The organism is Paenibacillus sp. Z6-24, assembly GCF_054161335.1.
In genome coordinates this window covers 1,807,339-1,832,119 of sequence record NZ_CP096398.1, presented here as the reverse complement: position 1 = coordinate 1,832,119, position 24,781 = coordinate 1,807,339, and the positions used below count along the sequence as shown (strand labels likewise).

29 protein-coding genes are annotated in these 24,781 nt (G+C 44.6%); 8 read left to right on the top strand and 21 right to left on the bottom strand.

From position 1 onward, the window contains the following. Positions 1–62: 62 nt before the first annotated feature. Together M1D61_RS08060 and M1D61_RS08055 are read right to left on the bottom strand one after the other, a co-directional pair. Complete coding sequence (locus tag M1D61_RS08060; RefSeq protein ID WP_458121887.1) at positions 63–1,016, bottom strand: Gfo/Idh/MocA family protein; 954 nt, start codon at positions 1,014–1,016, stop codon at positions 63–65. Between the two features lie 373 nt (positions 1,017–1,389). After that, the gene (locus M1D61_RS08055) at positions 1,390–2,082 is read right to left on the bottom strand and encodes a TerC family protein (protein WP_458121886.1); all 693 of its coding nucleotides are present in this window, start codon (positions 2,080–2,082) and stop codon (positions 1,390–1,392) included. Between the two features lie 491 nt (positions 2,083–2,573). Here M1D61_RS08055 and msrA point away from each other — a divergent pair, with 491 nt between their 5' ends. Both msrA and M1D61_RS08045 read left to right on the top strand, forming a co-directional pair. Then, positions 2,574–3,533: a peptide-methionine (S)-S-oxide reductase MsrA gene (msrA, locus tag M1D61_RS08050; protein WP_458121885.1), complete on the top strand. Its 960-nt coding sequence runs from the start codon at positions 2,574–2,576 to the stop codon at positions 3,531–3,533. Between the two features lie 376 nt (positions 3,534–3,909). After that, positions 3,910–4,095: a DUF2188 domain-containing protein gene (locus M1D61_RS08045; RefSeq protein WP_046214914.1), complete on the top strand. Its 186-nt coding sequence runs from the start codon at positions 3,910–3,912 to the stop codon at positions 4,093–4,095. A 91-nt stretch (positions 4,096–4,186) separates the two neighbouring features. Here the strand turns inward: M1D61_RS08045 and M1D61_RS08040 are convergent, their stop codons facing one another. Both M1D61_RS08040 and M1D61_RS08035 read right to left on the bottom strand, forming a co-directional pair. Further along, on the bottom strand, positions 4,187–4,840 hold the full coding sequence (locus tag M1D61_RS08040) for an SDR family oxidoreductase (RefSeq protein WP_458121884.1): 654 nt from the start codon (positions 4,838–4,840) through the stop codon (positions 4,187–4,189). A gap of 94 nt (positions 4,841–4,934) precedes the next feature. After that, positions 4,935–5,294 (bottom strand): winged helix-turn-helix transcriptional regulator, encoded by a 360-nt coding sequence (locus M1D61_RS08035; RefSeq protein WP_458121883.1) that lies wholly within the window; start codon positions 5,292–5,294, stop codon positions 4,935–4,937. Positions 5,295–5,565: 271 nt separating this feature from the next. Here M1D61_RS08035 and hxlA point away from each other — a divergent pair, with 271 nt between their 5' ends. Continuing rightward, a complete protein-coding gene (gene hxlA, locus M1D61_RS08030) occupies positions 5,566–6,198 on the top strand; it encodes a 3-hexulose-6-phosphate synthase (protein WP_046214911.1) in 633 nt (210 codons plus the stop codon). Positions 6,199–6,201: 3 nt separating this feature from the next. Further along, complete coding sequence (hxlB, locus tag M1D61_RS08025) at positions 6,202–6,774, top strand: 6-phospho-3-hexuloisomerase (RefSeq protein WP_458121882.1); 573 nt, start codon at positions 6,202–6,204, stop codon at positions 6,772–6,774. Between the two features lie 131 nt (positions 6,775–6,905). Here the strand turns inward: hxlB and M1D61_RS08020 are convergent, their stop codons facing one another. Further along, positions 6,906–8,135: an MFS transporter gene (locus M1D61_RS08020; RefSeq protein ID WP_458121881.1), complete on the bottom strand. Its 1,230-nt coding sequence runs from the start codon at positions 8,133–8,135 to the stop codon at positions 6,906–6,908. A gap of 174 nt (positions 8,136–8,309) precedes the next feature. On the opposite strand from M1D61_RS08020, the gene M1D61_RS08015 reads away from it, so the two are divergent. Together M1D61_RS08015 and M1D61_RS08010 are read left to right on the top strand one after the other, a co-directional pair. Continuing rightward, on the top strand, positions 8,310–9,191 hold the full coding sequence (locus tag M1D61_RS08015; RefSeq protein ID WP_458121880.1) for a LysR family transcriptional regulator: 882 nt from the start codon (positions 8,310–8,312) through the stop codon (positions 9,189–9,191). A gap of 318 nt (positions 9,192–9,509) precedes the next feature. Further along, a complete protein-coding gene (locus M1D61_RS08010; RefSeq protein WP_458121879.1) occupies positions 9,510–10,535 on the top strand; it encodes an LLM class flavin-dependent oxidoreductase in 1,026 nt (341 codons plus the stop codon). 168 nt (positions 10,536–10,703) lie between these two features. Here the strand turns inward: M1D61_RS08010 and M1D61_RS08005 are convergent, their stop codons facing one another. Beyond that, positions 10,704–11,174: an RNA 2'-phosphotransferase gene (locus tag M1D61_RS08005; RefSeq protein ID WP_458121878.1), complete on the bottom strand. Its 471-nt coding sequence runs from the start codon at positions 11,172–11,174 to the stop codon at positions 10,704–10,706. Between the two features lie 102 nt (positions 11,175–11,276). Here M1D61_RS08005 and M1D61_RS08000 point away from each other — a divergent pair, with 102 nt between their 5' ends. Then, complete coding sequence (locus tag M1D61_RS08000) at positions 11,277–12,497, top strand: MFS transporter (RefSeq protein ID WP_458122448.1); 1,221 nt, start codon at positions 11,277–11,279, stop codon at positions 12,495–12,497. Between the two features lie 132 nt (positions 12,498–12,629). Here M1D61_RS08000 and M1D61_RS07995 read toward each other — a convergent pair whose 3' ends face one another. From M1D61_RS07995 to M1D61_RS07980, 4 genes are all read right to left on the bottom strand, one after another. After that, entirely contained in the window at positions 12,630–13,304 is a 675-nt protein-coding gene (locus tag M1D61_RS07995; protein WP_458122447.1) for a YitT family protein, read from the bottom strand. A 446-nt stretch (positions 13,305–13,750) separates the two neighbouring features. Beyond that, positions 13,751–14,614: a DUF6612 family protein gene (locus M1D61_RS07990; protein WP_458121877.1), complete on the bottom strand. Its 864-nt coding sequence runs from the start codon at positions 14,612–14,614 to the stop codon at positions 13,751–13,753. Between the two features lie 303 nt (positions 14,615–14,917). After that, complete coding sequence (locus M1D61_RS07985; protein ID WP_458121876.1) at positions 14,918–16,258, bottom strand: MFS transporter; 1,341 nt, start codon at positions 16,256–16,258, stop codon at positions 14,918–14,920. 56 nt (positions 16,259–16,314) lie between these two features. Further along, positions 16,315–16,827 carry a hypothetical protein gene (locus tag M1D61_RS07980; RefSeq protein WP_458121875.1) on the bottom strand — a complete coding sequence of 171 codons (513 nt, stop codon included), beginning with the start codon at positions 16,825–16,827 and terminating at the stop codon, positions 16,315–16,317. Positions 16,828–17,069: 242 nt separating this feature from the next. Here M1D61_RS07980 and nfi point away from each other — a divergent pair, with 242 nt between their 5' ends. After that, positions 17,070–17,750 carry a deoxyribonuclease V gene (gene nfi, locus M1D61_RS07975; protein ID WP_458121874.1) on the top strand — a complete coding sequence of 227 codons (681 nt, stop codon included), beginning with the start codon at positions 17,070–17,072 and terminating at the stop codon, positions 17,748–17,750. Between the two features lie 400 nt (positions 17,751–18,150). Here nfi and M1D61_RS07970 read toward each other — a convergent pair whose 3' ends face one another. The 11 genes from M1D61_RS07970 to M1D61_RS07920 form a co-directional block, all read right to left on the bottom strand. Continuing rightward, positions 18,151–18,423, bottom strand: a complete 273-nt coding sequence (locus M1D61_RS07970) for a hypothetical protein (protein ID WP_458121873.1) — start codon at positions 18,421–18,423, stop codon at positions 18,151–18,153. Between the two features lie 9 nt (positions 18,424–18,432). After that, positions 18,433–18,897 carry a hypothetical protein gene (locus M1D61_RS07965; RefSeq protein WP_458121872.1) on the bottom strand — a complete coding sequence of 155 codons (465 nt, stop codon included), beginning with the start codon at positions 18,895–18,897 and terminating at the stop codon, positions 18,433–18,435. Position 18,898: 1 nt separating this feature from the next. Next, a complete protein-coding gene (locus tag M1D61_RS07960) occupies positions 18,899–19,360 on the bottom strand; it encodes an Imm30 family immunity protein (RefSeq protein ID WP_458121871.1) in 462 nt (153 codons plus the stop codon). An 80-nt stretch (positions 19,361–19,440) separates the two neighbouring features. Continuing rightward, positions 19,441–19,563, bottom strand: a complete 123-nt coding sequence (locus M1D61_RS07955) for a hypothetical protein (protein WP_458121870.1) — start codon at positions 19,561–19,563, stop codon at positions 19,441–19,443. A 351-nt stretch (positions 19,564–19,914) separates the two neighbouring features. After that, complete coding sequence (locus tag M1D61_RS07950) at positions 19,915–20,229, bottom strand: pentapeptide repeat-containing protein (RefSeq protein ID WP_458121869.1); 315 nt, start codon at positions 20,227–20,229, stop codon at positions 19,915–19,917. Between the two features lie 134 nt (positions 20,230–20,363). Continuing rightward, positions 20,364–21,173: a hypothetical protein gene (locus M1D61_RS07945; protein ID WP_458121868.1), complete on the bottom strand. Its 810-nt coding sequence runs from the start codon at positions 21,171–21,173 to the stop codon at positions 20,364–20,366. Between the two features lie 158 nt (positions 21,174–21,331). Then, entirely contained in the window at positions 21,332–21,673 is a 342-nt protein-coding gene (locus M1D61_RS07940; protein WP_458121867.1) for a hypothetical protein, read from the bottom strand. Between the two features lie 236 nt (positions 21,674–21,909). Beyond that, complete coding sequence (locus M1D61_RS07935; protein ID WP_458121866.1) at positions 21,910–22,344, bottom strand: hypothetical protein; 435 nt, start codon at positions 22,342–22,344, stop codon at positions 21,910–21,912. A gap of 202 nt (positions 22,345–22,546) precedes the next feature. Continuing rightward, positions 22,547–23,002: a DUF6630 family protein gene (locus tag M1D61_RS07930; protein WP_046214894.1), complete on the bottom strand. Its 456-nt coding sequence runs from the start codon at positions 23,000–23,002 to the stop codon at positions 22,547–22,549. Between the two features lie 30 nt (positions 23,003–23,032). Next, positions 23,033–24,007, bottom strand: coding sequence for a hypothetical protein (locus M1D61_RS07925; RefSeq protein ID WP_458121865.1), 975 nt, complete (start codon positions 24,005–24,007; stop codon positions 23,033–23,035). Positions 24,008–24,311: 304 nt separating this feature from the next. After that, positions 24,312–24,758, bottom strand: a complete 447-nt coding sequence (locus M1D61_RS07920; protein WP_458121864.1) for an SUKH-3 domain-containing protein — start codon at positions 24,756–24,758, stop codon at positions 24,312–24,314. Positions 24,759–24,781 lie beyond the last annotated feature (23 nt).

The window sequence follows — 24,781 nt, the reverse complement described above, 5'->3', positions numbered from 1 at the left end:
TCTTTCGTATGGTCTGCCTGTGACCTATATTCGATAGTTCAGTATATCTTATTATGCCATTTCTATAATTCGACTGTTAGCTGTTCTGCCAGGAGATGCGTACTCAGCACCCGATCAGCACGGATGCTGCACTGCTCCGGCGTCTGCAGATGATCGAGGAAATGGTCGACCACTCCCGCAAAACCGCGGCGCTGCAAAATCGTATCCCAGCTGCCAAAGCTCTCATATTGCGGCAGTCGGTCTTTCTCATATAAACAGAGACTCTCCATATTAACCACCTCTGCCGACCGACCGCTTCCATGAAGAGACAGTTTCTCCAGATCCGTTCCGGCGCTGCGTGCCATGCTGTAGCTGGCATAGCGTTCCCTGCCAAGCGACAGCATACCTGATGCATGCAGCATAGCTCCACTTCCGTGCTGACACAGCTGACTGGACAGCAGCTCATAATCATCACCACCGAGCCACAGCAGCAGGTCTAGCATATGAATCAGATCATCATAGACCGTCTCCCTGGCAGAGGAACGCTGCATACCTGTCCGATGCTTGGCTGCTTCACACCAGTCAAATCCTCCAGCTTCAGCAAACCATGTTTTTGCTTTTTGGTAAAAAGGAGCGAATCTGCGGTTGAAGCCAACCGCCAGCAGAAGCCCATGTTCTTCGGCCATGGCAGCCATCCGGCGGGATTCTTCCATATGATAGGACAAAGGCTTATCCACATAGACAGGCAATCCCAACTGCAGACACTGCGTCACGATATCATAATGGGTTGAGGTAGGGCTATGTACGAATACGGCATCCACATCCCAACCTGCGATGTCATCCAGCTCTGTACTTCCCTGGATCAATCGGTATGTCTCTATCGTCTGATGTACGGTAGCTTCCGAGCGGCTGACCACACCGACAAGTTCCACTCCCGAATGTGCGGACAGAAGAGGCAAATAGACCTTTTGTGCAATCCCGCCGATGCCGACCAGAGCTACCCGTTGACGCTGTCCTGCTTTGCTTCCATTTTCCATGATGATGAATTCTCCTTCAGCCTGAAATAAAATGCAACTATTCAAAAACACGCTGCCAAATCCACTCTCTTATTATAACCATATGCGAAAGCAGTACCAGCCTCTGACGACAGAAAGACAATCGGATGGCTGCGCATACTATACAGCCATCCCTTCCATCCATGCATATGAATGCATGCAAAAAGCCGCTTGATCTGCCATATCCTTTCCTTATGCATTCCGGGCTGACATCCATTTGATTCGATGTCTCCACAATCTGTCGGAAAGAAATAATAGTGGCTGATCAGCGGCTTTTGCATTTTCGAGCAGAATTCTCTCTTTTATCGTCTGCTTTTAACTTTTCGTATTTCACTACAGACTGTCCGCCTTCCTCTTACAGGGCGACTTCTTCAGCTGCTTTGGCTTCGGCATTCCTCTTCTTGACCCGCAGTCCGATCAGGACCACCAGTACAATCACAACCAGCTCAAAGCCGTATTTGATAAAGCCGTTTTCAAAATACATTTTGATCAGCGGCTCTTCGATAATCATCTTCGCAGCCGTCCAGGCCAGAATAGCGGACCCGAGTGCAATAATCCATGGAAAACGCTCAATCAGCTTGAGGATCAATGTACTACACCAGACCATAATCGGAATGGAGATGGCCAGTCCTACAATCACCAGCAGGAAGTCTCCGTGGGCCGCACCGGCAACCGCCAGCACATTATCCAATCCCATCATCGCATCCGCGATAATAATGGTACGAATCGCTGCCCACATCTGACTGCTGGCCGAGATATTGTCGTCTTCTTTCTCTTCGACCAGCAGTTTGTAGGCGATATACACCAGTGCCAGTCCCCCGACCAGACGCAGACCGGTAATATTCAGCAAATAAACGACCAGCAGTGTAGCAATCGCTCGAATCACAAACGCTCCGACCGTCCCCCAGACAATTACTTTTTTCTGGTTTTCTTTGGGAATATTACGGGCAGCCATACCGATGACAATAGCATTGTCACCAGCCAGTACAAGATCAATCAAAATGATCGATGCGAGGGCTATCCAGAATTCCACGGTAAACAACTCCATACGTTCCATCCCCTTTTGTTTTCGGCAACCGCCGGAATGAAAGTCACAAGGCAGCCTCTAGACATAAAAACGCCACCACCGTAATTGGGTGATGGCGTTGCAGGCATCAAAAAAGACCTCACCCAATTACGTAATCAGGCAAAGGTCTCGCTAACAGTATAATGCTTATATACTGCCAATAAAGCCGGAGACTTAATCCCGTAATGACGACTTTATTGTAGGAAGCTACTCCCCTTTGGAAACTATCTCTGAACAACAACAAGATTATACAACAATGACATCATATTATCTATAACTATATTGTATATATACTTTTCGTCGTATTCATAAAATTTGATATAATTGATTTAAATCAGGACATCTTTGGTTTTATTATAGTAAATGGTTTATAATTATAATTGTATAAAATCTTATTGAACAATCCACAAATGGATTTTATACGGTAAACCATTATCTTTTACCTATCTCTCAAGAATGGAGTGAATCATATAATGAGCGAATCCCATTACGAAAAAGCAACCTTTGCCGGTGGATGTTTCTGGTGTATGGTAACCCCTTTTGAGGAACTGCCGGGCATTATCAGTATTCGTTCCGGTTATACAGGCGGACATACCGAGAATCCGACCTATGAAGAAGTATGCAAGGAAACAACCGGTCATGCGGAAGCGGTACAGATCGAATTTGATCCGACCATTTTCCCGTATGAGAAACTGCTGGAATTGTTCTGGCAGCAGATTGATCCGACCGATGCAGGCGGACAGTTCTATGACCGTGGATCTTCATACCGTACCGGTATTTTCTATCATAACGAGCGTCAGCGCGAACTGGCGGAAGCGTCCAAGCAGAAGCTGCAGGCCAGCGGCCGTTTTGACAAGCCGATCGTAACCGAGATTACACCAGCCCAGACCTTTTACGAAGCGGAGACCTATCATCAGGATTATCACAAAAAAAATCCGGGTCATTACAAACGCTATCGCAAAGGCTCCGGTCGTGACGCATTTATCGAGCAGCACTGGTCCACTCGGATCGACAAGTCCGATCTAAAAAACCGTCTGAGCGAGATGCAGTACAAGGTTACCCAGCAAAATGGTACCGAGCCTGCTTTCCACAATGAATTCTGGGATCATCACGGCGACGGCATCTATGTGGATATCGTATCGGGTGAGCCGCTGTTCAGCTCTACCGACAAATACGATTCCGGCTGCGGCTGGCCAAGCTTCACCCGTCCGATCCGTGACTACCATGTCAAAGAAAACATGGACCTCACCCACTTTATGGTGCGTACCGAAGTTCGCAGCCGTGAAGCGGATTCCCATCTCGGTCATGTATTCGACGATGGTCCGGGTCCTAATGGACTGCGCTACTGTATCAACTCTGCTGCTCTGCGCTTTGTACCGAGAGAAAAGCTGGAAGAAGAAGGATACGGCGAATATAACGTATTGTTTCAGTAATATCCCGACCATCAAAAAGCGATGAAGCACTATAGCACCAATAATGCAGCAGCCTGACATCAAGCAATTGTTACAGCTTCCTAGCCTTCTTTTAACCCTTATCTTTTAAATACACAACAAGCCCCTCATTCCGTTGTACAGGATCGAGGGGCTTGTTGTGTTGGGCTTTGTATTGTTTATCTTTTTCGCCGTCGACAGGTTCAGCAGAGCAGTTCACTTGTCCCCATAGTAAATGCAGCATGGCATCCTTCTTGCGTTTCGATGCTTGGTTGGTACGGGTACATGGTATACAGAGGCACAGCCTGGGAAAAGTGGAATACCAGTTGTCATCTTAAGCAGGTGATCCGAACATATTATGTACAAAGGAGTGATACTTATGCCATGGACCAAAAATGACTATCCCCCATCCATGAAAAATCTGGATGAGCGTGTACGCGAGAAAGCAGTCGAGATTGCCAATGCTCTGCTGGATGAGGGCTATGATGAAGGACGTGCAATTGCGATCGGTACTTCCAAAGCGGAAGAATGGGATGAAAATCACCCGGAAGGCAAAAAGAAGTAAAAGACTATCCAAAAAACCCGGCATGCCTCGTGGCAGCCGGGTTTTGATTGTATTTCAGCTATGGATGAATGATGCTACTCCGTATACAGTATTACTTGACGAGTGACTGTACAGCTTCCGCAATTGGTTGGTCACCGGAGATTACATCATATCCTTTGCGGTACGTATGCTTCTGATCCAGCACATGAGCGATCACTTCAGCGACATCTTCGCGCGGAATACTGCCGCCTTCGCTGAGCTGTTCACCTATCTGGATCTGTCCTGTACCTGCATCGTTCAGCAGGCCGCCTGGACGGATAATCGTATAGTCCAGTGAACTGGCTTCCAGCATCCGGTCGGCATAATGCTTGGCGACATAATAAGGCTTGATTGATTCTGACCATTTGCTGCGATCATAGGCGAACATGGCACTGATCAGTACAAAGCGTTTGATGCCGGATTGCTCGGCAGCTTCCATACTTTTCACAGCTCCATCCAGGTCAATGAGCAGTGTCTTGTCATCCCCTGTACTGCCGCCTGAACCTGCTGCAAATACAACAGCATCTGCCCCCTGAATGGCCTGTTCCAGTTCATCCACTGTACCTTCCAGGTTCGCAATCGTGGTTTGGGCGCCCATTTGCTCAAAGGCATCTGCCTGTTCGGGCTTGCGAATAACAGCGGTCACCCGATGCTCTCCGGCACCGGTTAATTTTTGTGCGAGTATTTTGCCGATCTGTCCATTGGCTCCGATGATTGTAATGTTCATTGTGTAATTCCTCCTTGGTCTTCTGGCTCTCTTTATCTATAACCGTAAACAAAGGACTGTTACACTTTTATTTGAAATTCTTCTCTCTTACCGTTTATTCCCATAGTGCCGGCTTGATCTCGACCGGCTCAATTTCGGCCACTTCCATATAGTTCTTGCCCCAGTTGTACATCGCATCCAGAATCGGCATCAGGCTTTCCCCAATCTCGGTTAGCGAATATTCCACTTTGGGCGGGACGACTGCGTACACTTCGCGGTGAATGATCAGATCTTCCTCAAGCTCGCGCAGCTGACTGACTAGCATTCGCTGGGTAATACCGGGAATCAGCGACTTGAGTTCGCCAAAGCGCTTGGTTCCTGTTTTGCCGAGATGCCACAGGATCAGCATTTTCCATTTGCCGCCGATCACGGACAGGGTTAATTCTTTTTCACAGTTAAATATACGTTCACGCATCTATTCATTCCTCCATGGATTATCAAATATAATGGTCTCAACCCGCATTATTGCCCATAGTATACTTTTAGACACTATGTAAATAAAAAGTGCGTACTTACAAAAGGCACGTGTTTTACTTTATACTAGCACTACAGCGAACGCAACAGGTACAGACAGAAAATGATTAAAATTATCTGCCTGTTCCACTATTAATTCCTATTGTTCGCATCGTATTATTATACTAATTCATACCGTGCAAAACGGTATCTTACAGGAGGAAATGAATCTTATGGAACTTCAACTCGCTCTGGATCTTGTAAACATCCCGGAAGGTATCGCACTTGTTAAGGAAGTGGAACCTTTTATCGATATCGTGGAAATTGGTACACCAATCGTTATTAATGAAGGGCTGCATGCAGTCAAAGCAATGAAAGAAGCTTTCCCTAATCTGAAAGTACTGGCTGACCTGAAAATTATGGACGCTGGTGGTTATGAAATTATGAAAGCTTCCGAAGCCGGTGCTGATATCATCACCGTTCTCGGTGCAAGTAACGACCTGACAATCAAAGGCTGTGTAGACGAAGCCAAAAAACAGGGACGCAAAGTACTCGTTGACATGATCAACGTTAAAGATATTGCCACTCGCGCCAAAGAACTGGACGATCTGGGCGTTGACTACATCTGTGTACACACTGGCTATGACGGCCAGGCTGCCGGACAGAATCCTTTTGAAGATCTGGCAACCATCAAAGGTGTCGTTAAAAACGCGAAAACAGCTGTAGCTGGCGGTATCAAACTGGCAACGATGCCGGAAGTGATCAAAGCCAACCCGGATCTCGTTATTGTGGGCGGCGGAATCACCAGCCAGGACGATAAAGCTGCTGCTGCTTCCCAGATTCGCGATCTGATCGCACAGGCGTAATCCATGAACACAGTAACCGGCATTTCCGGACATTTCGATCGGATTCTGCAGGAACTGCAGGGTACCCTGGCCGCGATTCCCGCTGCACAGGTAGAACAGCTGACCGAACAGATTCTCAGTGCCCGTAAAATCTTCACCGCAGGTGCAGGTCGTTCCGGTCTCATGGCCAAAGCGCTGGCTATGCGTCTAATGCAGCTTGGACTCGATGCGTATGTAGTAGGTGAGACGGTAACGCCAAGAGCCGGTAAAGGGGATCTATTGATCATTGCTTCCGGCTCCGGGGAAACACAAGGGCTTCATATTATGGCGCAAAAAGCAGCCAAAGCGGATGTAACACTGGCAGCTGTCACCATTTTCCCTGAATCTTCTATCGGTCAGCTCGCTGATCTGGTTGTCCAGGTACCCGGCTCTCCCAAAGATCCGGCAGATCAGGGCAGCTACGAGACCGTTCAGCCGATGGGATCACTGTTTGAACAGACAATCCTACTGCTGTTCGATGCCATTATGCTGAGTCTGATGGACAAGCGCGGCGGCGATTCTGCAGCGATGTTCACCAACCATGCGAATCTCGAATAAAATGGTTTGATGTGACAAACGAGTATGATGATCTTTTGCAGATGGTTATATTTGCAGGTTATTATAAGCGAAATCCGCCTCCCTATGGGAAAGGCGGATTTTTTTCTTTTTACGTATATTATCCTTTTTGATCAAGCAGTACTTTTATTCCTTGCCGATGTAAATCCATGTCGACGCGACAGCCCTGCAATGCCCAATGCGATTAGCATCAATAAGAACACCAACCAGGGTATAATAGAAACTCCAAGTGCCTCAAGCACAATACCGCCAACCAGCCCGCCGCCGCTGATTGCCAGATTCCACATCGTAACCAGCATGGATTGGGCAACATCACCATGCTTACCGGCCGAATCGGCGAGAGCTGTCTGCAATAGTGTAGCTGCTCCTCCAAACGTAAGTCCCCAGAGTACGATTCCTGTGTACAGCAATAACGGCAGGTGGCTGGCCAAACCAAGCACACAGGCAGCTGCGGCAAAGCCTGCTGTGCTGAGCAGTACCAGCTGACGCAACCAGCGGTCGATTCCGGCACCGGTCAGTCCAATCCCAACCACCGAGGCGAGGCCGAACAATAGCAGCACCAGACCTGTACGCTCTCCCCAGCCAGATGCTTGCAGATAGGGGGCGATATAGGTGTACAGCATATTATGTGCCAGTACCCAGACCAGGACCACGATCAGCACCGGGCGTACTCCGGCAAGGGTAAGTACGCTGCTAAGCTTCAGCGGCTGACTGTCCTGTTGACCGGGCAAGTCCGGCAGCTTATATCCCACCCATGCAATCAGTCCCACGGTAAGCAGCGACATCACCCCAAACACCAGCCTCCACCCTATCAGATGACCGAGCAAAGTCCCTGCCGGTACACCAAGCGCCAGAGCCAGCGGTGTACCGCACATCGCTACTGCCATCGCCCGACCACGCATGGATTCGGGCACCATTCGTCTTGCATACCCGGCAGTCATTCCCCATACGACACCAGCAGCCATACCGGCAAAAAAGCGGGCAGCCAGAATAAGTATATAATGATCTGAAAGCGCCGTAATGGAGTTGAAAATCAAAAATCCGACGATACAGGCCAGCAGCAACGGCTTTCTTCGCCAGCTGCGTGTGAGTGTCGTCAGCGGTATCGCAGCAGCCAGTGAACCAAGCGCGTATAAAGTAACCAGCTGACCTGCCAGTGCTTCGGATATATGAAGCCCTTCACCTATTTGCCTTAGTAATCCCGCTGGCAGCGTTTCTGTAAGAATACAGATAAATCCGGTCATAGCCAGCGCCAGCAGTCCAGACCATGGAAATGAAATGGGTCGATCTGTTTGTGCATTTGATTCCGTCGTATATTCGCATGTACTGATTTGTGAATTCAATATGTTCGCTCCCTTCTGTCCGCCTGATGTTGTCTGTTTCTACTCTGCTATAGATTCATTCTCCACCCGCTGCCTTTTATTGCAGCCGAATCTGTTTTAGTATAAAGAAAGCATACAGATAACTAAAATATCAATTTAGGTAGAAAGGTATAACCAATAGGTTATGATATAACGATGACTATAAATCTGAATCAGCTCGATATCTTTATCCATGTCGCCGAAACGATGAATATTACGGAATCAGCGAGACAATTGTTCATCTCCCAGCCTGCTGTCAGCAAAGGTATCCGTAAACTGGAAGAATCGTTCGGAATCAAATTATTTATACGGGACAAACATCAAGGCCTGCTGCTTACCGCTGCTGGAGAGGAGATGCTTCTGCTGGCACGGCAAATGAAAAAGCTGGAGCAGCAAATGCAGCAGCTGGCCTGTGAAGAAAATCAGCTGCTGCGCGGCAAAGTTCGGATCGGTTCCTTTCCTGCGGCAACAACCAACCTGCTGCCGGAGGTTATTCGTTTGTTTCGTTCCCGGTATCCTCAAATTATGATTGAACTCAAGGAAGGCACTTCCCAGCAAATCCGGGAATGGCTGGAACAGCGTGTAGTGGAGATTGGTATTCTCTCTTCCCCCTTTGATCATCTGGACACGCATGTGCTAATTCATGATCGGATGGTAGCCATTATTCCGGATGATCACCCGCTGATACATCAGGAGAGCATCGCATTGGAGCAGTATGACGGGGAGCTTATTTTTTGTACAGGCGGTCATGAAGCGGCTTTGCTCAGCGCATTGCAGCATAACCAAGTGACCATGCGGGAAAGTCTGACCGTGCAGAGTGTAGAGACACTGGTGCATATGACAGGTCAATATCTGGGCATCGGTATCGTTTCCCGGTTCAGTCTCTCTTCTGTCCGGCATTCACTGACTGTCAAGGAGATTCAGCCGCCCGTGGTACGTGATATCGGGATAGCTGCTTTGTCCTGGAATGATATGACTCCGGCTGCCAGACAGTTTGCAGAACTCATCCGGGAAATGTACTGCCCGAACAGCCCATAGACCAAACACTTTTATTTACCGATCATGATCGCCAACCTGTACATACCGGTTGTCTCAGTCAATCCTTGGGATAGGAATAGAAGCTTAATAATAGAGAACTTTTTGTATTTATCACGAAAATGGACTATACTATTAGTTACGGTATTAAAGTAACATAGTATTAAAAAGTTACGAATTGTGTATGCTGGTTACAGCAGCAGATCGATTATCGCTTTTACCAAATATTTATTATTGAAACAGCTTGGCACCTACCTTCTATATTCGATAAAGCAGATAACGATTCTATTTTGGCCAAATACAAACCCGAGGTGAACATTCATGTTGAAATTAGGCGTGCTTGACCAGTCTCATATTAATGAAGGATATGACGCATCCAATGCGCTCACAAATACACTGAAGCTTGCTCAGGCAGCAGATGAGCTGGGTTATTCCCGGTTCTGGATGTCAGAGCATCATGCTTCTCCCAGTCTCGCTCATTCGAGTCCCGAGATTATGATCTCTCATGTCGCTTCCCAGACCAAGCGCATTCGCGTCGGTTCCGGCGGCATTATGCTGCCTCATTACAGTGCCTACAAAGTCGCTGAAAACTTTCGTCTGCTCGAAGCTCTGTATCCGAACCGGATTGATCTGGGTGTGGGACGCGCACCAGGCGGTATGCCGCTCGCTACACGTGCCCTGCAGGAAGGCAAATTCCCTTCCATGCACAGCGCAGACCGTTATCCCCAGCAGATTGTCGATCTGATCGGCTATCTGAATGATGCTACGCCATCGGATCACCGGTTTGCCGGGCTTATCGCTGAGCCGAGTATTTCTACCATTCCGGAATTGTGGCTGCTCGGCTCCAGCGGCGGTACGGCAGAACTCGCGGCGATGACAGGCGCATCGTATGCCTTTGCCCAATTTTTCGGGACTGCAGGCGGGGAAGATGCTGTTGCGCATTACAAAGAGAATTTCCAGCCGTCTGTGATGGCATCTGCACCCAATTCGCTGGCGGCGATCACCGTGTCATGCGCGGAGACCGAGGAAGAAGCCGAGTACCATATGCGCAGTAACGACCTTTATTTCCTGATGCTGCGCGAGAATCGTCCAATGCCGTATCTGCCTTCTGCCAAGACAGCAGCAGAGTATCCGTATACCTCTGCCGAAAAAAAACATATCGAGGATACCCGCCGCTTCCGTGTTGTAGGTACGCCGGATCAGGTGCGTGAGAAGCTGCTTCAATTTGCAGCGGATTACCAAACGGATGAGCTGCTGATCGTGTCGGCTATTCATGATAATGAAGCACGTATCCGCTCTTACCGTCTGCTCGCAGAAGCATTTGACCTGGGGCAGAATCAACAGTAAATGCGTGTTGCAGGCCGGAGCCTGATTTCATCAGGGTTTCTGTCCTGTCTGCAGTAAGCTGACTGTGAAAGCCTAACTCGCAGTATAACTATAAACACAAAAAAGCGGCGGCTGTTACAGCGCTGCTTTTTATATGTGTCTTCTGAACAAAATGAGGTTTGATATCGATCATTGATCGGAGGGCTTGAGACAGTTGGCCGGAATACTATCACACAACCATACGTCATGACCGGCATCGTAAAAGGATACCCCTGCCGACAGGTGTACATATCGTCTGCCCATCGGCTTGAGTCCTTCCTGACGGATTGTTACCCAGGCCTGCTCGGAAGTTCCATGATACAGTATTTGCGGCGGTACTGCCGGTTCATAATGTACAGCCGGGCGGCTGTGTCCATATCTTGCCCGGATCCGGTCCTGATTTATCTCAAAGCGCTGCTTGTCCGAACGAGCGGCGACATAGCGAATATGCTCTTCGGTGACAAAGTCCCATTTGCGATCCTGCGAAATCACCTGTACCAGATCACGGATCGGACAGGAACCATCTTCCGCATCGAGTACAATTCCATACTGCTCGGGAGAGTGCCGCAGAATTCGGCTGATCCATTTGCTTAATTGTTTTTCCTGACTGGTGTCCAGCATAAGGTATCTTCCTCTCGGGTAAAATGATGTTCATTTACAATTTGAAATGTTAGTATGAATATATCAGAAATATAGAGTAATTTCAGAAATAGGAGAGAAATGATGCAAACGACTGTCTCACCGGAACCTTCAGTTCCGCAACATGACCGTTTCCCGGCTGCCCTGCTGTGCCTGACTGCAGGCGCATTTGCAATCGGGATGACGGAGTTCGTTATTATGGGACTGCTGCCCAATGTCGCCAATGATCTGAATGTGAGTATTCCACAGGCCGGCCAGCTGATTACCGGCTATGCCCTTGGCGTGGCTGTAGGTGCGCCTATCCTTACGATTGCGACAAACCGTATTGCCCAGAAGCAGCTGCTCTGTCTGCTTATGGTGATCTTTATCATCGGCAATCTTGTCGCTGCACTCGCTCCCAGCTATGGGCTGCTGATGGGTTCACGGCTCGTCACCGCACTGGCTCATGGTACCTTTCTCGGTACCGGTTCACTGATCGCTGCCCGGCTCGTCCGTCCGGACAAACGTGCAGGTGCAGTCTCGATGGTGCTCGCCGGATTGACGATCGCCAACATTATCGGCGTTCCCTTTGGCACTCTGATCGGTCAGCAGATGGGCTGGCGTGCTTCCTTTGGTGCAATTACGATCATGGGTGTCCTTTCACTGATCGGCATTATCTTTTTGATACCGCGGATTGAGCAATCTGCTGCTCCGAGTCTTGCGAAGGAAGTACGCAGTCTGTTCCAGCCGCAGGTGCTGCTTGTGCTGTTAACCGGCGCTTTTGGCTGCTGCAGCATGTTTACCGTGTTTACGTACATAACTCCCATGCTGACCGATGTCACCGGTTTCCAGGAAAGCAACGTCACCTGGATTCTCGTTATGTATGGAATTGGCGTTACACTGGGCAATATTGTCGGCGGAAGGCTGGCTGACTGGAAATTGATGCCTTCGATTATTACGATCTTCGCTATCCTGTCTGTCATGCTGATGAGCCTGTCTGCCGTACTGCATATTCCATGGCTGACTCTGGTCGTTATCTTCCTGTGGGGTGCAGCAGCCTTTGGTATTATGCCGGGTATTCAGCTGCGTATTATGAATCTGGCTCACGAAGCGCCACGCCTGGCTGCTACATCGAGCCATTCTGCACTCAACCTGGGTAATGCAGCTGGTGCCTTTATCGGTGGGGTCGTGATTACACATGCAGGTCTGGTCTATGTCCCGCTGACCGGCGGCCTGATCGCTGCGATCGGTATGATTGGGGCCATACTCAGCTATTATATGGTAGAGAAAAAGGCAGCAACGCGCAATTCGCACCATTCGGTCTAACTTTCCGGCTGTGCACCTCGAAGTCAAGAATCATTATTATCTTATACAACTGCATGCAAAAGAGGCCTATCAGCGCTAACCCATGGGTTATGCTGATAGGCCTCTTTTTATTGGCGGATGCCAATCGCATCATCATGACTGCCTCGCTGCGGATCCCGTTTGAACCGGTAATTTCACCGGGGGTGTCGGTTTCACAGAGCGTGCAAGATGGGGCAATTTGATATCGACCTTGACGGTTACGGTCCAGGTAATGACTTTACCTGCCAGCCAGACCGCCAGCATCGTATACATGGTTTCTTTGAAAGGCAAAAAGAACAGGCACAAGCCCAGTACAACAATATCCCCTACAAAGAAAACATTACCGATCTTCCAGCCTTTCCATTCGCTGATCAATCTCGATAATATATCGTCGCCTCCAGTGGCCCCTCCATAACGGAGCACAATACCCGCTCCGAGACCGGTCAACAGACCGGATAGAGCTGCTGCAATCAGCAGATTCCCGTGTAAGTCCACGACAAACGACGATAGCTGTTCGAATCCCGAATAGAAAATGGAAAATGACGCGGCCCCGATCAGTGTGTAGACCATGAAACGGTGTCCTTTGATCCACCAGGCCAATAAAATAACAGGGATATCCAGTACAAATGTGCTCCATGCGGGTGACCAGCCAAACAGATACTTGCCCAGCAGCGCCAACCCGACAAATCCGCCTTCCGACAGATTGTTGTAAAAATTAATATGATAATAAGCAAACGCCAGAATAAACGTACCCAATAGTATGGCCAAGATTTGTTTCCCTGCCACCATCCAACTTGTGTTCCAATTTGTTCTTCTCCTCATACAGGCTCCCTCGTTTTCTCGTAAGTGTGGTCTGAAAAGACCTTTTCTTACGGGAGGTACACCTGGAGGACTTTGTCCTTCGCATACAATTATCTCCTCTTCCGTAAGAATAGGTCCAAGTGAATGACTACTCTACGGAAAAGCTAAGTATAGGAGAGATCATAACGTTTCCAAATCGTCCTTTGGGAAATCATCCTTCGGGGACACATGGTATCCTGATCCTTTCTTGATTATAGAATGTGTAGCTACATCTATTATACCACGTCGGTACCGCTGCTAAACAGCTTGCTTTTCCCTGATTTATCATAGATATTCGCTGTAAATTACAGAAAAAGGCTGTAAATTCACTATAATCCATAGGATCATTGAATTTACAGCCTTTTCTGTGCTTATGCAGTGTTTTTTAAAATTAATTATTTCGCGCTTTTTACTACATCAGCCGGTACTTCAATCTTATCGAACTCGTTGTATTTGGAGTAGGTGCTGTCCATATCCATAACGAGGTTGACTTTTTGTCCCTGCTGATCCATATCCATGGTCATTTTGACAGCAGCTGCGGTCAGGTTGGAAGTTTCTTTGTCGATCATGTAAGTCACATCCATATCATGAATGTTCATTTGCTTCATCATTTCAGCCATTTGAGCATTGGCAGCATCGCCGCTCAGGAATTTTTGCGCTTGCTCTTTGACTTTGTCACCGGTAAGGGTAGCTACCAGATTGTAGTGGTCGCCTTCATCCGTTACTTTGGTGTCGCTTGCCATGGTTTTCATGCGATCCAGTGTGTCTTTCAGGGTACCCTGCTGTTTGATCAGATCCACAAACTGCTGCTTCGCGGATTCGGGAGCTTTTTGCCAGGTGTCATTGGCTTTCATATACACAGCATCATTTGTTATGTACAGTTCCTGTTGTTGCTCCTGGTTTTGTTCACTTTGTACCACTTTGGTGGAAATGTTCATGTGAGCAGACATCGGCTCCTGTACAATTTCCATAGTTGTGGAGTTCTCATTTTGCATTGCTTGTTCCTTGCCATCCACAGTAACCTTGATATCCTGCTTGATGATAGCTTCTGCAGCATAGCTTTTCACTTTGGCTGCCGCTTCACTGGCTTTGGTCAGCAGCTCGTCTGCTGTAGGTACTGCTGCGGGAGCAGTCGTTGCTGCTTCTGTTCCTGTTGCGGGTGCATTGGTTGCCGGTGCTTTGGCTGCTTGATCATTACCACAGGCTGCCAGAGATACAGCTACTGCTGCTCCGAGTAATACGACGCTTAACTTTTTCAAAACAAAAACCCCCTATTATATAATCTCCTTATTATACAGTAACATGAATTGGGAAAAACAGGGTGATAAGACTCAAAAAAATAGGAGTAAAGTTCGTGTTAGGTTTATATTCATTTGTATATATGAGAATAGCGTTAACTCTTTGTTATAACTATTCTTTTGACTATAAGTTACTTTGAATAAGACGAAGAAGATATATACTGGTATCCACCCAGCATGCATTTCTTCGTTTTCATGTAAAGGATGATGCGAGGAACATCCAACGAAAAGTGGGGTGATGAGATTGTTCACCACCCTGTTATTTTAAGAATTCAGTGATTTTTCCGAATGTTTCATCGTCGCCTCCTGTTGAAAAGCAGAACGGCTGAGTATACCGACAACCAGTGCACATACGGACATTAATCCTGCCAGCAGGTACAGATTGACAATTCCGAACTGCTCGGCGATCCAGCCCATAATGAGCAGAGAGATGCAAAAAGTGAAATTCAATGTGGCATCCTGGGCAGAAAGCAGCTTGGGCAGCTGTTCCCTCGTTACGCTCAGCTGCAGCAGTGTACGCCGGTTAACAGCTGCCAGCTCCGCCGCAGGTCCCATCGCTACCACGAGCAGCAATGAGATATACGGGTTAGTCGTGACGGCGAAGACCAGCGTCAAAGCCGCATAGATGGCAATACCGAGCAGCATCGCGCGGAACTCCCGCCCCTGCAGCCAGCGGACCATTCCAACGACCAGCAGCCCGCCACCAATCGCTCCTGCAAAATAAGCGGTATTGATAAATCCCCACCACTCTTCGCTCTGCTGCAGTACCTGTACGACAAAAGCAAGGATAAATGCCCCTACCCACACCGAGCCGCCCAGCATATCCACCATATCCATAAAGATCATCGTGCGGACTTTGCGGATACGCCAGATTAGCTTCCAGCCCTCGGTCAGCGTCTTCATATATTCGCGTTCACTGCCTGTAGGCAGCGATGCCGTCTTTTCTTCTTCCGGAGAGGCAGCTTCTCCTCTTTGGGCAATTAAAGATGGCGTCATATCCGGCATATTTTCCTGTTCATGCCCTTGCGGTTCACGGATAAAGGCAGTAAAGACCATGGCAACCGCATAAAAGATGCCAGCCAGCATCAGAGTAGGCAGAGCACCGATCCAGGCGACCAGAATACCTCCCATCGCCCAGCCTGCACAGCGGATAATCTGGTCGCTGACCGAGATCATCCCATTCGCCCGCAGCAGCTCGTCCCGGTGAACAAGGCGCGGCACAAGACTGTTGCGCGCCGGTGTCGTCCACCCATCCAGAAAGGACATGCCAAAGATCAGGGTGAAAATCACGGTCAGCGATGCACTATCCCGGTACACCCACAAATACAGTGCCAAAGCTGCGAAAATAACAAACTGTCCCAGCTGACAAAAAAGAAGCAGCCGGTTCAGTCGGAACCTTACCAGCATAAGCGATGCAATCAGACCGCTGATCAGCTGGGAAGATGACCGAAAAAACGGCACAAATACACCCGCCAGAATCGAATCCGTACCTGCCATCACAAGCGAGACAATGCCCATAATATAAATAATATCCGCGGCATTCGAAAGGGTCTGTGTGCCAATCAGATAATAGAAGGAAGAATGCAGTCGTACTTGCTTGTTCATCGGATGTATGCACTCCTGTGGTTAATGTAGTGGAATGTGCTTCCATGGACTATTCTTCACTGCCAGCTGTTGGCAAAATAGTCATGCTCATTGATTACCCAGTATTTTTGCGGATCAGGCAGCTGCCCGGTAAAATTCTCGTAATGTCCGGTCCACCCTTCAGGAACATACTGTTCAAACGAAGCGGGTTCCGGGAAATAGGAAGATAACTGCTTGTTATCAAAATCCACCAGCAGCGCAGGCGCCCATCCGGCCAGCGCGTCGGGATCGCTGCCATACTTGCTCAGCTGCATGATCAGCCCTGCTCTCAGCGCCTCTACGCTTACCTGTTCATCTTTTATACAAGCCAGAAAAGAAGAGGCCGTATGCTCATTCAAAATCGGAATATCAAACCGGTATCCATAGTCTGTATCAGCAGAAAGATCATATCCTTTATCGATAAAAGCCTGATGGAAACGCGGCAGATCCATAAACCAGTGTTCCTTTTCCGTGACATACCAGCTCCAGCACCCTGCCAGCCGCACTGCCACAATAATATGCTCACCATACTCGATATGTATGTTCACCATATATGCTCACCTGCCAGAATAGATTGTAAATGGAAGTCGATCCACTCGAATCCAGAAGATACTCGTTTACATTCTGCCATTATACTATGTATGATATGGAATATGAAAACCATCATTCCGATCTGCATGAAGTCGTGATCCGCGTTCTCATGCGTTACATGGAGCTCTTATTGCCTCATGATCTGCAGATATTTTGGTGTTCATCCGGTTACCAATACATACCGATAGGTGGAAAAGCGATTATGAAAGTAAATGTACAGCACCGCTGGGATTTAAATAAAGAGGAAGCAATAGCACTCCAAAAGGAACTGGCCAAGCAGGTTGTCACGCAGGATCAGCTGCCGGATATACAGTATATTGCCGGGGTCGATGTAGCTTACAGCGAACATACCGATCAGCTGATCGCAGCTGTCGTCATTCTGGATGCAGCTACCCTGGAAACGATCGAGTCGATTACGGTGAAAGACTCGGTACAGTTCCCTTATCTGCCAGGACTGTTTTCCTTTCGGGAACTGCCGCCGGTCATCAAGGCACTGCAGCAGATTGAACATGAGCCGCAGCTGATCGTATGCGACAGTCAGGGACTCGCTCATCCGAGAAGATTCGGACTGGCCTGCCATCTGGGCGTTCTGTTTGATGTACCGGCTATTGGTTGCGGCAAGACAAGACTGGTTGGGGAATATACAGAGCCTGGACATACTCGCGGATCTGCATCTCCTTTGATCGATGGAGAGGAACAGGTGGGCAGTGTACTTCGCACACAGACTGATGTGAAGCCTGTGTTCGTGTCTGTGGGGCACCGGATTAGTCTGGAAACAGCGAATGACTGGATTCTGCGGCTGGCTCCCCGCTATCGACTGCCGGAGACGACACGAATGGCCGATCAGCTGGTACGCAAAACAATGACCGAACTGCAGCTTTAGGCTGCAGTTCGGTCATTGTTTTTTGTGGGTATTAATTTTTCTGAAAATTATTTACTCTTATATTTGTACCATATGAACTGACAGCATACCCTCCTGCTATCGTACTTATCCATTACACTATGTTCCATATTGTCTGGTTGCTCTTATTTGGATAAATCCTATTTACAATGGCCGTACCGTTGGTGACTAGCGTGAAATGAGGTTTTTTTGCAGTTTTCTTAAAGCTGGGAATAGTGAATAGGTCGTTTAATCGACTTTTTATATTTATTGTTTTTTGTAATCCTAACATGACATTGCTGCTTCTTTTGTTATATACGATAAAAGAAAAATACTCTCAAAAACTATCTACCGTTTTTATAGTAAGCTTCTTTATCTCTCGAATTATTTTCAGACCTATATACTATCCGTTTTCCTTTGGCCCAATTCCCTTTCTAGCCAATGCCCAGATTCCATATGGATTATAAAATAAATCGTTTTGCTCAAAATGCCTACACTCGCTATGTTTAAGTAAAAAATTAGGAGTGTCTTTAGTTATACTAAAAGTATCATTATTATTTAATATTGGTCTTTCCAGTATGTTGTATAAGCAGAAACACTGCATAATCCACTGTGCCTCTTCCAAAGCTAACTGATTTTTAAACGTAATTATATCAGGCAAGCTAAAGTTATGCATTCCGCAAGTTTAATAATAATCCTGTTCTTCTACTGTAGTTACAAATGTATTCCATATTTCCATAGGGTCCATTTTATCATTCAAATGTCTCCACCACGTACAGCCAACTGCATTACCTGTAGTTTCAATTTTCACCCCCAATCCACCAAGCATTAAAACAGTATTCGTCAACTTAATAATCTGATGTACTTTTTCCAAATTTCCTGCTTCGCCAACTAAATAAACAACTGAAGTATGTTGGTTGATTTCGGAAATATCCTCTTGAGAAATTTTACTGGTTCCTGCAAACTGAAATGCTTCTGCCATTTCATCATCACGATTTTCAAAAATGATTTTGTAAAATTCATCGTTATTTTTTGAGACTATAACGTTTTCTCTCAAATCATATTCTAAATTATTTGCAAAACCATTTTTTATTTCCTCCAAATTCATCCATTTACCAGGAATACAAATAACAATTGAGGAATTTACCATTTTATTTCTCCAGAGTTCTATTTAACTTTGTTAGTACTTCATCAACTGGGGAGCTAAAACGAGCAGGATTATCTTCTTGTACTGATTGAAGTATATTCTTAAGTTGAAAGTTAATTCTCTCATCCTGACTCCCCAATATACTAATCAATGTTTTTTTGTATTCTTCATTGTTAAGAATTCTTTTCAAAAGTATTTCTATCCAATAAATAGAGTGTGAAGGTATATTAATTAAAGAGTCCAGTAAAGATCGTAAATAATCTTCTGCTTCAAAGGATTCTACAAAATGTACTAAACCAAACATGACTTCTTCTTCAAGTGTATTTTCATCAAAAACCATAAATAAGTCTTTCAGATCAAAATTCTGCTCATTATCTAATATTTCTAATAATTGATCAAACTCCTCACATTCCTCTTGAGTTTCTAATAATCTTATCTGATATAACGTATTCACATAATTATTCATTAAGATCCCCTTATCTACACTAGGTAAATGCCATAAAAACAGCTACTCCTATAACAATTGCCAGTCCATCTAGTTATCTTTCAACCGAACAAATGATATTTGCCTTTTACAGCGATGCCAGTTGTATCGCTTACACCGTCTTTCCGGCTAATCGTCATGGTATCTGCGGAATTGCCATGGATATGCATAGGTTCCAGTGCCATCTTTAGTTCACTATCATGCTCACTGCCATAATTCCCAATATTAGAATCGCTTGTGCTGGGCGTACTGATTGCATTTGTACCTACTCAGCCAATCAAAAGTTTTCATTCTGTTCATTTACCAAACGATTTAAGACACATTTATACAGATCTGATTGTACTTCTTTATTAATATCCCAGATTCCCATCCTATCTTCCATTGGTCTCCTTAACAATCGTTTCAGTTGTCTTTGATCAGGAGTCTTAGATTTATACAGAGGAAGTCCTTGCTCAGTTGCTTTTTGCAGCGAATGGTACCTAAAAAATAACCGAGCAACAACTTTGAGTCGCTCCCCGGTTATTATTTGGTGTGGTTTAATAAATAACTTCAACCGTTTTTCTGATTTTTTCAAACATTCCTAAATCAAACTTTGCATTTTCTAGATTTGCTCCCTGCCAATCCACATTGTCTAAAATTGCGTTTGTAAAATCAGCATCTTTAAAATTACCATATGAAAAGCTTGCTTTTTTTGCGTTTATATTTGCCAAGTTCGCATTTTGTAATGAAGAAAAGTTCAAAGAAGTACCTATTAATTCTCCATTTTTAAAATTTGCACCTTCAAAATTGCAATCCAGAAAAGAAGTATTCACAAAAATCGAGGCTTCAAAATTAGACATTACAGCAGACATTCAATCTGCCATTATTCCAGAAAAACTGGTATCAGAAAAATCGGCTTCATTTAAATTCAACCTCTTAATAACTTAGTTTTCAATTTTAAACTCGCTTATAAGATAATATTTTTTTCTATAAGAAGGTTCCATTACTATACCTCTAAATTAGATTTTATATAATTCTCCCAAATTTTATTAGCTTGAAAAGAAATACTTCTACAATTTTTTTGATTAAACTTAGGTACAGCAAATAATTCATTTTCTTCGAAAGAATTCATTGCTTGGTCCCATTTTTGAAGTAAATCATCCTTACTCACTTCCAAGGGTTTTTCTGCAACATCAATACAAATCCCACCCCATTTTAATTCATTAACTATTGCTGGCGTATTCTTTAGAATTTCTTGATCAATAAGAGTAAGAATATCAGGCCCAAAATAGGTTCTTGTTGACAAGCCAAGCGGCCCACTAACTCCTAGATTTACTGGTGCTGGCTGTGAACAAAAATTTATCCATCGCTGCAACCTCTCTGTTTCTGTCTCCCAAGGGATAACAGAGGGCCAAAATATATGAGCTATACCATAACGTGGTTTGAGAATTTCGGCACATTGATCAGAAAATTCAAAAAAAGAGTGCCAGTATTCAGTAGCCATTTTTTTGAAATCGAATTCAAAGAAAGATCGGAAAGATAAGTCCAAATTGAAACGTCCTGAGTATTCTATATAAGATTGATTACGATATAAATATAATTCTGAAATTCCAATGTCTTTTGCAGATATTATATTCAAAATATCATTGCGATTATAATCTAATCGCACCAACTCATTATTTCCCCAATGTGTTGGAATAAAATTTTCATACTGTTCAAATATATCTAAAAGCTTGTTAAGTAAATCAATTTCCCTCAACTTTACAGAAGGAAACATTGCGATTGTAAATAAATTGGGGGACTGTGCTAAACTCAAAACCTAACCTCCTTCAATAACTAATCAAGCTCATCTCAATATCCTTTACCTGTTTCTTTATCAATAATCCATTTATGAGTTATTTTCTCACTACCAGGTTCAGTATAATAAATCTCACTATCCGATGCTAAAGGACCACTAGGTCTTGGATTTGGGGATCACCATATAAATTTGGTTTCGGCCTGCACACCTACCGCAATACTACCGGCAGCTGCAGCCCCTACAATTACCGGTCCTGCTCCCAGCGTCGCTACGGTAAATGCGGCCAGCGCAGCCACGCCCACAACAATCGCCAGTCCACCCAGCACGTTACGACCGAGCTTGCCCCAATCAAACGGCTTTGGTGGATCGGGTGGCGGTGGTGGTGTTCCTTTTTGCGGTTCATCCTGATAGGCTGCATAAGCTGTCCGGTCGCTTCCGTCGGCCCAGACGTTTTCTCCGAGCAGATGGTATTCGCCTTCTACCGAGCTGCCGGATGTGCCGCCTGTTTTGTAGGCCATAATCTGCTCGCTGGCCTGGATGATTACTTTCTTTTTGCTGAACAGGACGATGTCTTCTTTGCCGGTAATCGTTTACTTTGGGGAAGGCATATCTTGGCATCTGAGCTGTCTTTCGGAGTGATCGTCAGGATAAACGGCCAAAGCGTGCTAGCTATGTATATGAGCATGATTCTCGCTCATATGATTCTACTCTTTCTTAATGTCAGTATCATTTTATGCCAACAATAGACTATCCATTACTTATTTATTGAATCTTTCCAACTTTTCACCTTTAAATCTTCTACTACAAATCGATCTTCAGTTAATTCAATCAGTGTCTCAACTCGAATAAAATGTAAGTTAAGTTCAGGATACGTACAAATCAGCTTTTGGAAATGAAGCTGGATATCTCGATGTCGATAATCCAAACTTTTCAGCAGATGCCTGAAATAAATACTTCCACCTTGCTTTTTTAAACGGGAATACGGATATGTTCCCCAGCAAGAAGTCTTTGATTCAACAATCGTAAGTCGTGGAGCTGGATCGGTGGCCAAGAAAGCAGCATCTATTCCACCTCTTCCAGCTCGGAACAGGTGGGAGACATCTTCGCCCAGATTATTCTTTTGTGCAATAATGCCAATCAGTTCTTCTCCAAAACTTCCTTGCTCTTGAGTAAAATCTCTGACATTCAATACATTCTCTCCTTTCTTACCTAGTAGAGCAGCAACTTAAATGAAGAACATGTGCCATATCATTTAAAGACCTATTTGCCTAATCAGAAGCACAGACAAGAAGAAGCAGACCAAGAATAATCAAACTTAGTTGGCCTGCTTTCCTTTACTATGTGCATAACCCTGCTCACTGCATTTCATATACTCCTAGTTAAAACGTATATTAAAGATAATATTTAATATAACGTTCCTGTTCAGGCATATTCTCATCATCCAGTGTTTCCACTTGCAGCAGTTGTTCTTTGTATTCCAGTTTGCTAAGAAATAATGCATAGAAATCGCCAGTTGTTGGATAAAAAAACAATCCATAACCCGCAGGAGCAATTCTCTGGTTAACGACTTTCACTTTATCCTGAACAAACGCATAGTCCATCATTTCGTCCAGCTCTTCCATAACATCTTCCGAAGCCAGCTCGATCCCTCGTTCAAATTCGTAGTCCAGCATATAATTTACGATTTCCCGGCCTTCTTCTCCACGATAATCCAGATATAATATTTTTTTGGTGGCGAATCCATAATCCAGTATATACTGATACAGGTCGTTTGGATCTTCTTCGAGAATAGCTTTCACATCTTCGGGGTGATCAAAGATGAAAGGTAAAATAGCTTCCAGCGACATACTGATTATTTCCTTTCGTATCGGGTTTTATTATTCAAAAAGTGGACCGTGCTGATTAGGAATATACTCCGAATAATTTTTTCGATAGAAATCATCAATCATGCGCAGCATAGGGTCCCACTCAGGATATGGCTCGGGATCTTCAAATTGCATTTTGGCTTCAGCCGTATTCATCAGGAAATCTTCGAAAGAGTTGGGAACAGACAGATTTAGTTTTTTTCTGACATGGAGCAAGAAAAGAATTTCATAAGGGTAAAACCCATATAAAAAGTCTCCAAATTCACCCATTTCTCCAATTTCTCCAACCAGCAAAGAATGACGTTCTACCATGTTATCAATCATTTTAGCGATATCTTCTTGGGATGTCGTCTGCCAACACCTTAATACTTCATCATAAATATCTAACTTGTTTGGGATTAACTTTCCCTTACCTTTTTCTATTTCAAGTTTTTCCTTTACAGCTCTATAAACTTGATGATTGCTTCCAAAAATAGTTTTGTTTCGATAACGCAAATACAATTCTAACAAGAACCATATGTGTTCACTATCTTCATTGACATTTATTAAATGTTGCCCAAAATGCTTGTTAATAAATTCGAATAAAATTTGTTCCTCTTTTTCCCAACCAAATATAGTAAAATGGACTAAAGCAGCGATGAGTCTATTAAAGGTATATATTGGCTGCATTGTTGGATAACGAACCAGATACAGTTCTTGTATCATGCACTCATAAAAAACTGTCATTTGCATAGTTTTAAACGCATCTGTTTGTTTACTTTCTTGAATCAATATTTTTTCTTTCCACAAAGCTGTATTATGATTGAAGACACTGCTTAAATTAATCAGCAAAATATGATCTTGTTCGGTATTATTTTGCTCAATAATCTCATTGCTTTCATTCTTGTCCTCAATATATTCTTTTCTTGTTTTCTCAGGTGTTACTCCCTTTGAAAAGTTTTTAACATACTTTTTATAGGCCAATTTTATTTTTTTTTCATTAATCATATTTTCCCTCTTTCCTCACTTACTCAATCTTTCCATTCCAGTCTTTCACTTTTAATTCGTCTATACCAAATCCAACTTTAGTTTTACTAATATCTACTTCCACTTTTGTATAATCAAGTATCAATCTATGCTACTTTAATTCCTTGCTGAAAGTTTACATTTATTTATATCTTTTTGTATAGTAATCAACTCTAAACATTTATTTTATTTAAAAAGGTCAATCACGTTTATTATGCAACATGATTGACCTTTTTGAATAAACTCATTAAATTATTATTTACTTGAACACTCTAAAATAATTCTCCTATTTTATTTCTTCTGGTTTTCTAAATAAACAAAGAGTGTCTAGTGCTTCGTAAATATCATCTCCAAACTTAAATAACGAATATCCATTTTTCCCAAAAACTTTTCCTGATTTTGAAATAAACATTATTAAATTACCTCTGTATGCTTCTCCAATTATAATAAGTGGCTCTTTTACTCGCTCTTCAAATTCCTCAAAGTCTTCTTTTTCATAATAATCTCCTACAACTTCTTCTGGATTAAAATGAAAAGTTTCCAAACTTCCATCTGGGTGCTTAAATTTATACTCTACTCCACCAAAGAGACGTAATGTATCAACCACCGGATCGAAAATTTGATATCCCATCTCTTCTAAAAATTTTATTGTTTCTGTTAATTCAACTTTATTATTTGGATTCCATCCTGCTTGCAGCAGGATATCTCTTGTTTCATCTGATAAATTCCGCATAAACATCCTCCTTAGTTATTTAA

Excerpts from the sequence above, each read along its gene's own strand:
- M1D61_RS08060 (WP_458121887.1), bottom strand. The coding sequence starts at position 1,016 with ATGGAAAATGGAAGCAAAGCAGGACAGCGTCAACGGGTAGCTCTGGTC.
- M1D61_RS08055 (WP_458121886.1), bottom strand. The coding sequence starts at position 2,082 with ATGGAGTTGTTTACCGTGGAATTCTGGATAGCCCTCGCATCGATCATT.
- msrA (WP_458121885.1), top strand. The coding sequence starts at position 2,574 with ATGAGCGAATCCCATTACGAAAAAGCAACCTTTGCCGGTGGATGTTTC.
- M1D61_RS08045 (WP_046214914.1), top strand. The coding sequence starts at position 3,910 with ATGCCATGGACCAAAAATGACTATCCCCCATCCATGAAAAATCTGGAT.
- M1D61_RS08040 (WP_458121884.1), bottom strand. The coding sequence starts at position 4,840 with ATGAACATTACAATCATCGGAGCCAATGGACAGATCGGCAAAATACTC.
- M1D61_RS08035 (WP_458121883.1), bottom strand. The coding sequence starts at position 5,294 with ATGCGTGAACGTATATTTAACTGTGAAAAAGAATTAACCCTGTCCGTG.
- hxlA (WP_046214911.1), top strand. The coding sequence starts at position 5,566 with ATGGAACTTCAACTCGCTCTGGATCTTGTAAACATCCCGGAAGGTATC.
- hxlB (WP_458121882.1), top strand. The coding sequence starts at position 6,202 with ATGAACACAGTAACCGGCATTTCCGGACATTTCGATCGGATTCTGCAG.
- M1D61_RS08015 (WP_458121880.1), top strand. The coding sequence starts at position 8,310 with ATGACTATAAATCTGAATCAGCTCGATATCTTTATCCATGTCGCCGAA.
- M1D61_RS08010 (WP_458121879.1), top strand. The coding sequence starts at position 9,510 with ATGTTGAAATTAGGCGTGCTTGACCAGTCTCATATTAATGAAGGATAT.
- M1D61_RS08005 (WP_458121878.1), bottom strand. The coding sequence starts at position 11,174 with ATGCTGGACACCAGTCAGGAAAAACAATTAAGCAAATGGATCAGCCGA.
- M1D61_RS08000 (WP_458122448.1), top strand. The coding sequence starts at position 11,277 with ATGCAAACGACTGTCTCACCGGAACCTTCAGTTCCGCAACATGACCGT.
- M1D61_RS07995 (WP_458122447.1), bottom strand. The coding sequence starts at position 13,304 with ATGGTGGCAGGGAAACAAATCTTGGCCATACTATTGGGTACGTTTATT.
- M1D61_RS07985 (WP_458121876.1), bottom strand. The coding sequence starts at position 16,258 with ATGAACAAGCAAGTACGACTGCATTCTTCCTTCTATTATCTGATTGGC.
- M1D61_RS07980 (WP_458121875.1), bottom strand. The coding sequence starts at position 16,827 with ATGGTGAACATACATATCGAGTATGGTGAGCATATTATTGTGGCAGTG.
- nfi (WP_458121874.1), top strand. The coding sequence starts at position 17,070 with ATGAAAGTAAATGTACAGCACCGCTGGGATTTAAATAAAGAGGAAGCA.
- M1D61_RS07970 (WP_458121873.1), bottom strand. The coding sequence starts at position 18,423 with ATGCATAACTTTAGCTTGCCTGATATAATTACGTTTAAAAATCAGTTA.
- M1D61_RS07965 (WP_458121872.1), bottom strand. The coding sequence starts at position 18,897 with ATGGTAAATTCCTCAATTGTTATTTGTATTCCTGGTAAATGGATGAAT.
- M1D61_RS07960 (WP_458121871.1), bottom strand. The coding sequence starts at position 19,360 with ATGAATAATTATGTGAATACGTTATATCAGATAAGATTATTAGAAACT.
- M1D61_RS07955 (WP_458121870.1), bottom strand. The coding sequence starts at position 19,563 with ATGGCACTGGAACCTATGCATATCCATGGCAATTCCGCAGATACCATG.
- M1D61_RS07950 (WP_458121869.1), bottom strand. The coding sequence starts at position 20,229 with ATGTCTGCTGTAATGTCTAATTTTGAAGCCTCGATTTTTGTGAATACT.
- M1D61_RS07940 (WP_458121867.1), bottom strand. The coding sequence starts at position 21,673 with ATGGCCTACAAAACAGGCGGCACATCCGGCAGCTCGGTAGAAGGCGAA.
- M1D61_RS07930 (WP_046214894.1), bottom strand. The coding sequence starts at position 23,002 with ATGTCGCTGGAAGCTATTTTACCTTTCATCTTTGATCACCCCGAAGAT.
- M1D61_RS07925 (WP_458121865.1), bottom strand. The coding sequence starts at position 24,007 with ATGATTAATGAAAAAAAAATAAAATTGGCCTATAAAAAGTATGTTAAA.
- M1D61_RS07920 (WP_458121864.1), bottom strand. The coding sequence starts at position 24,758 with ATGCGGAATTTATCAGATGAAACAAGAGATATCCTGCTGCAAGCAGGA.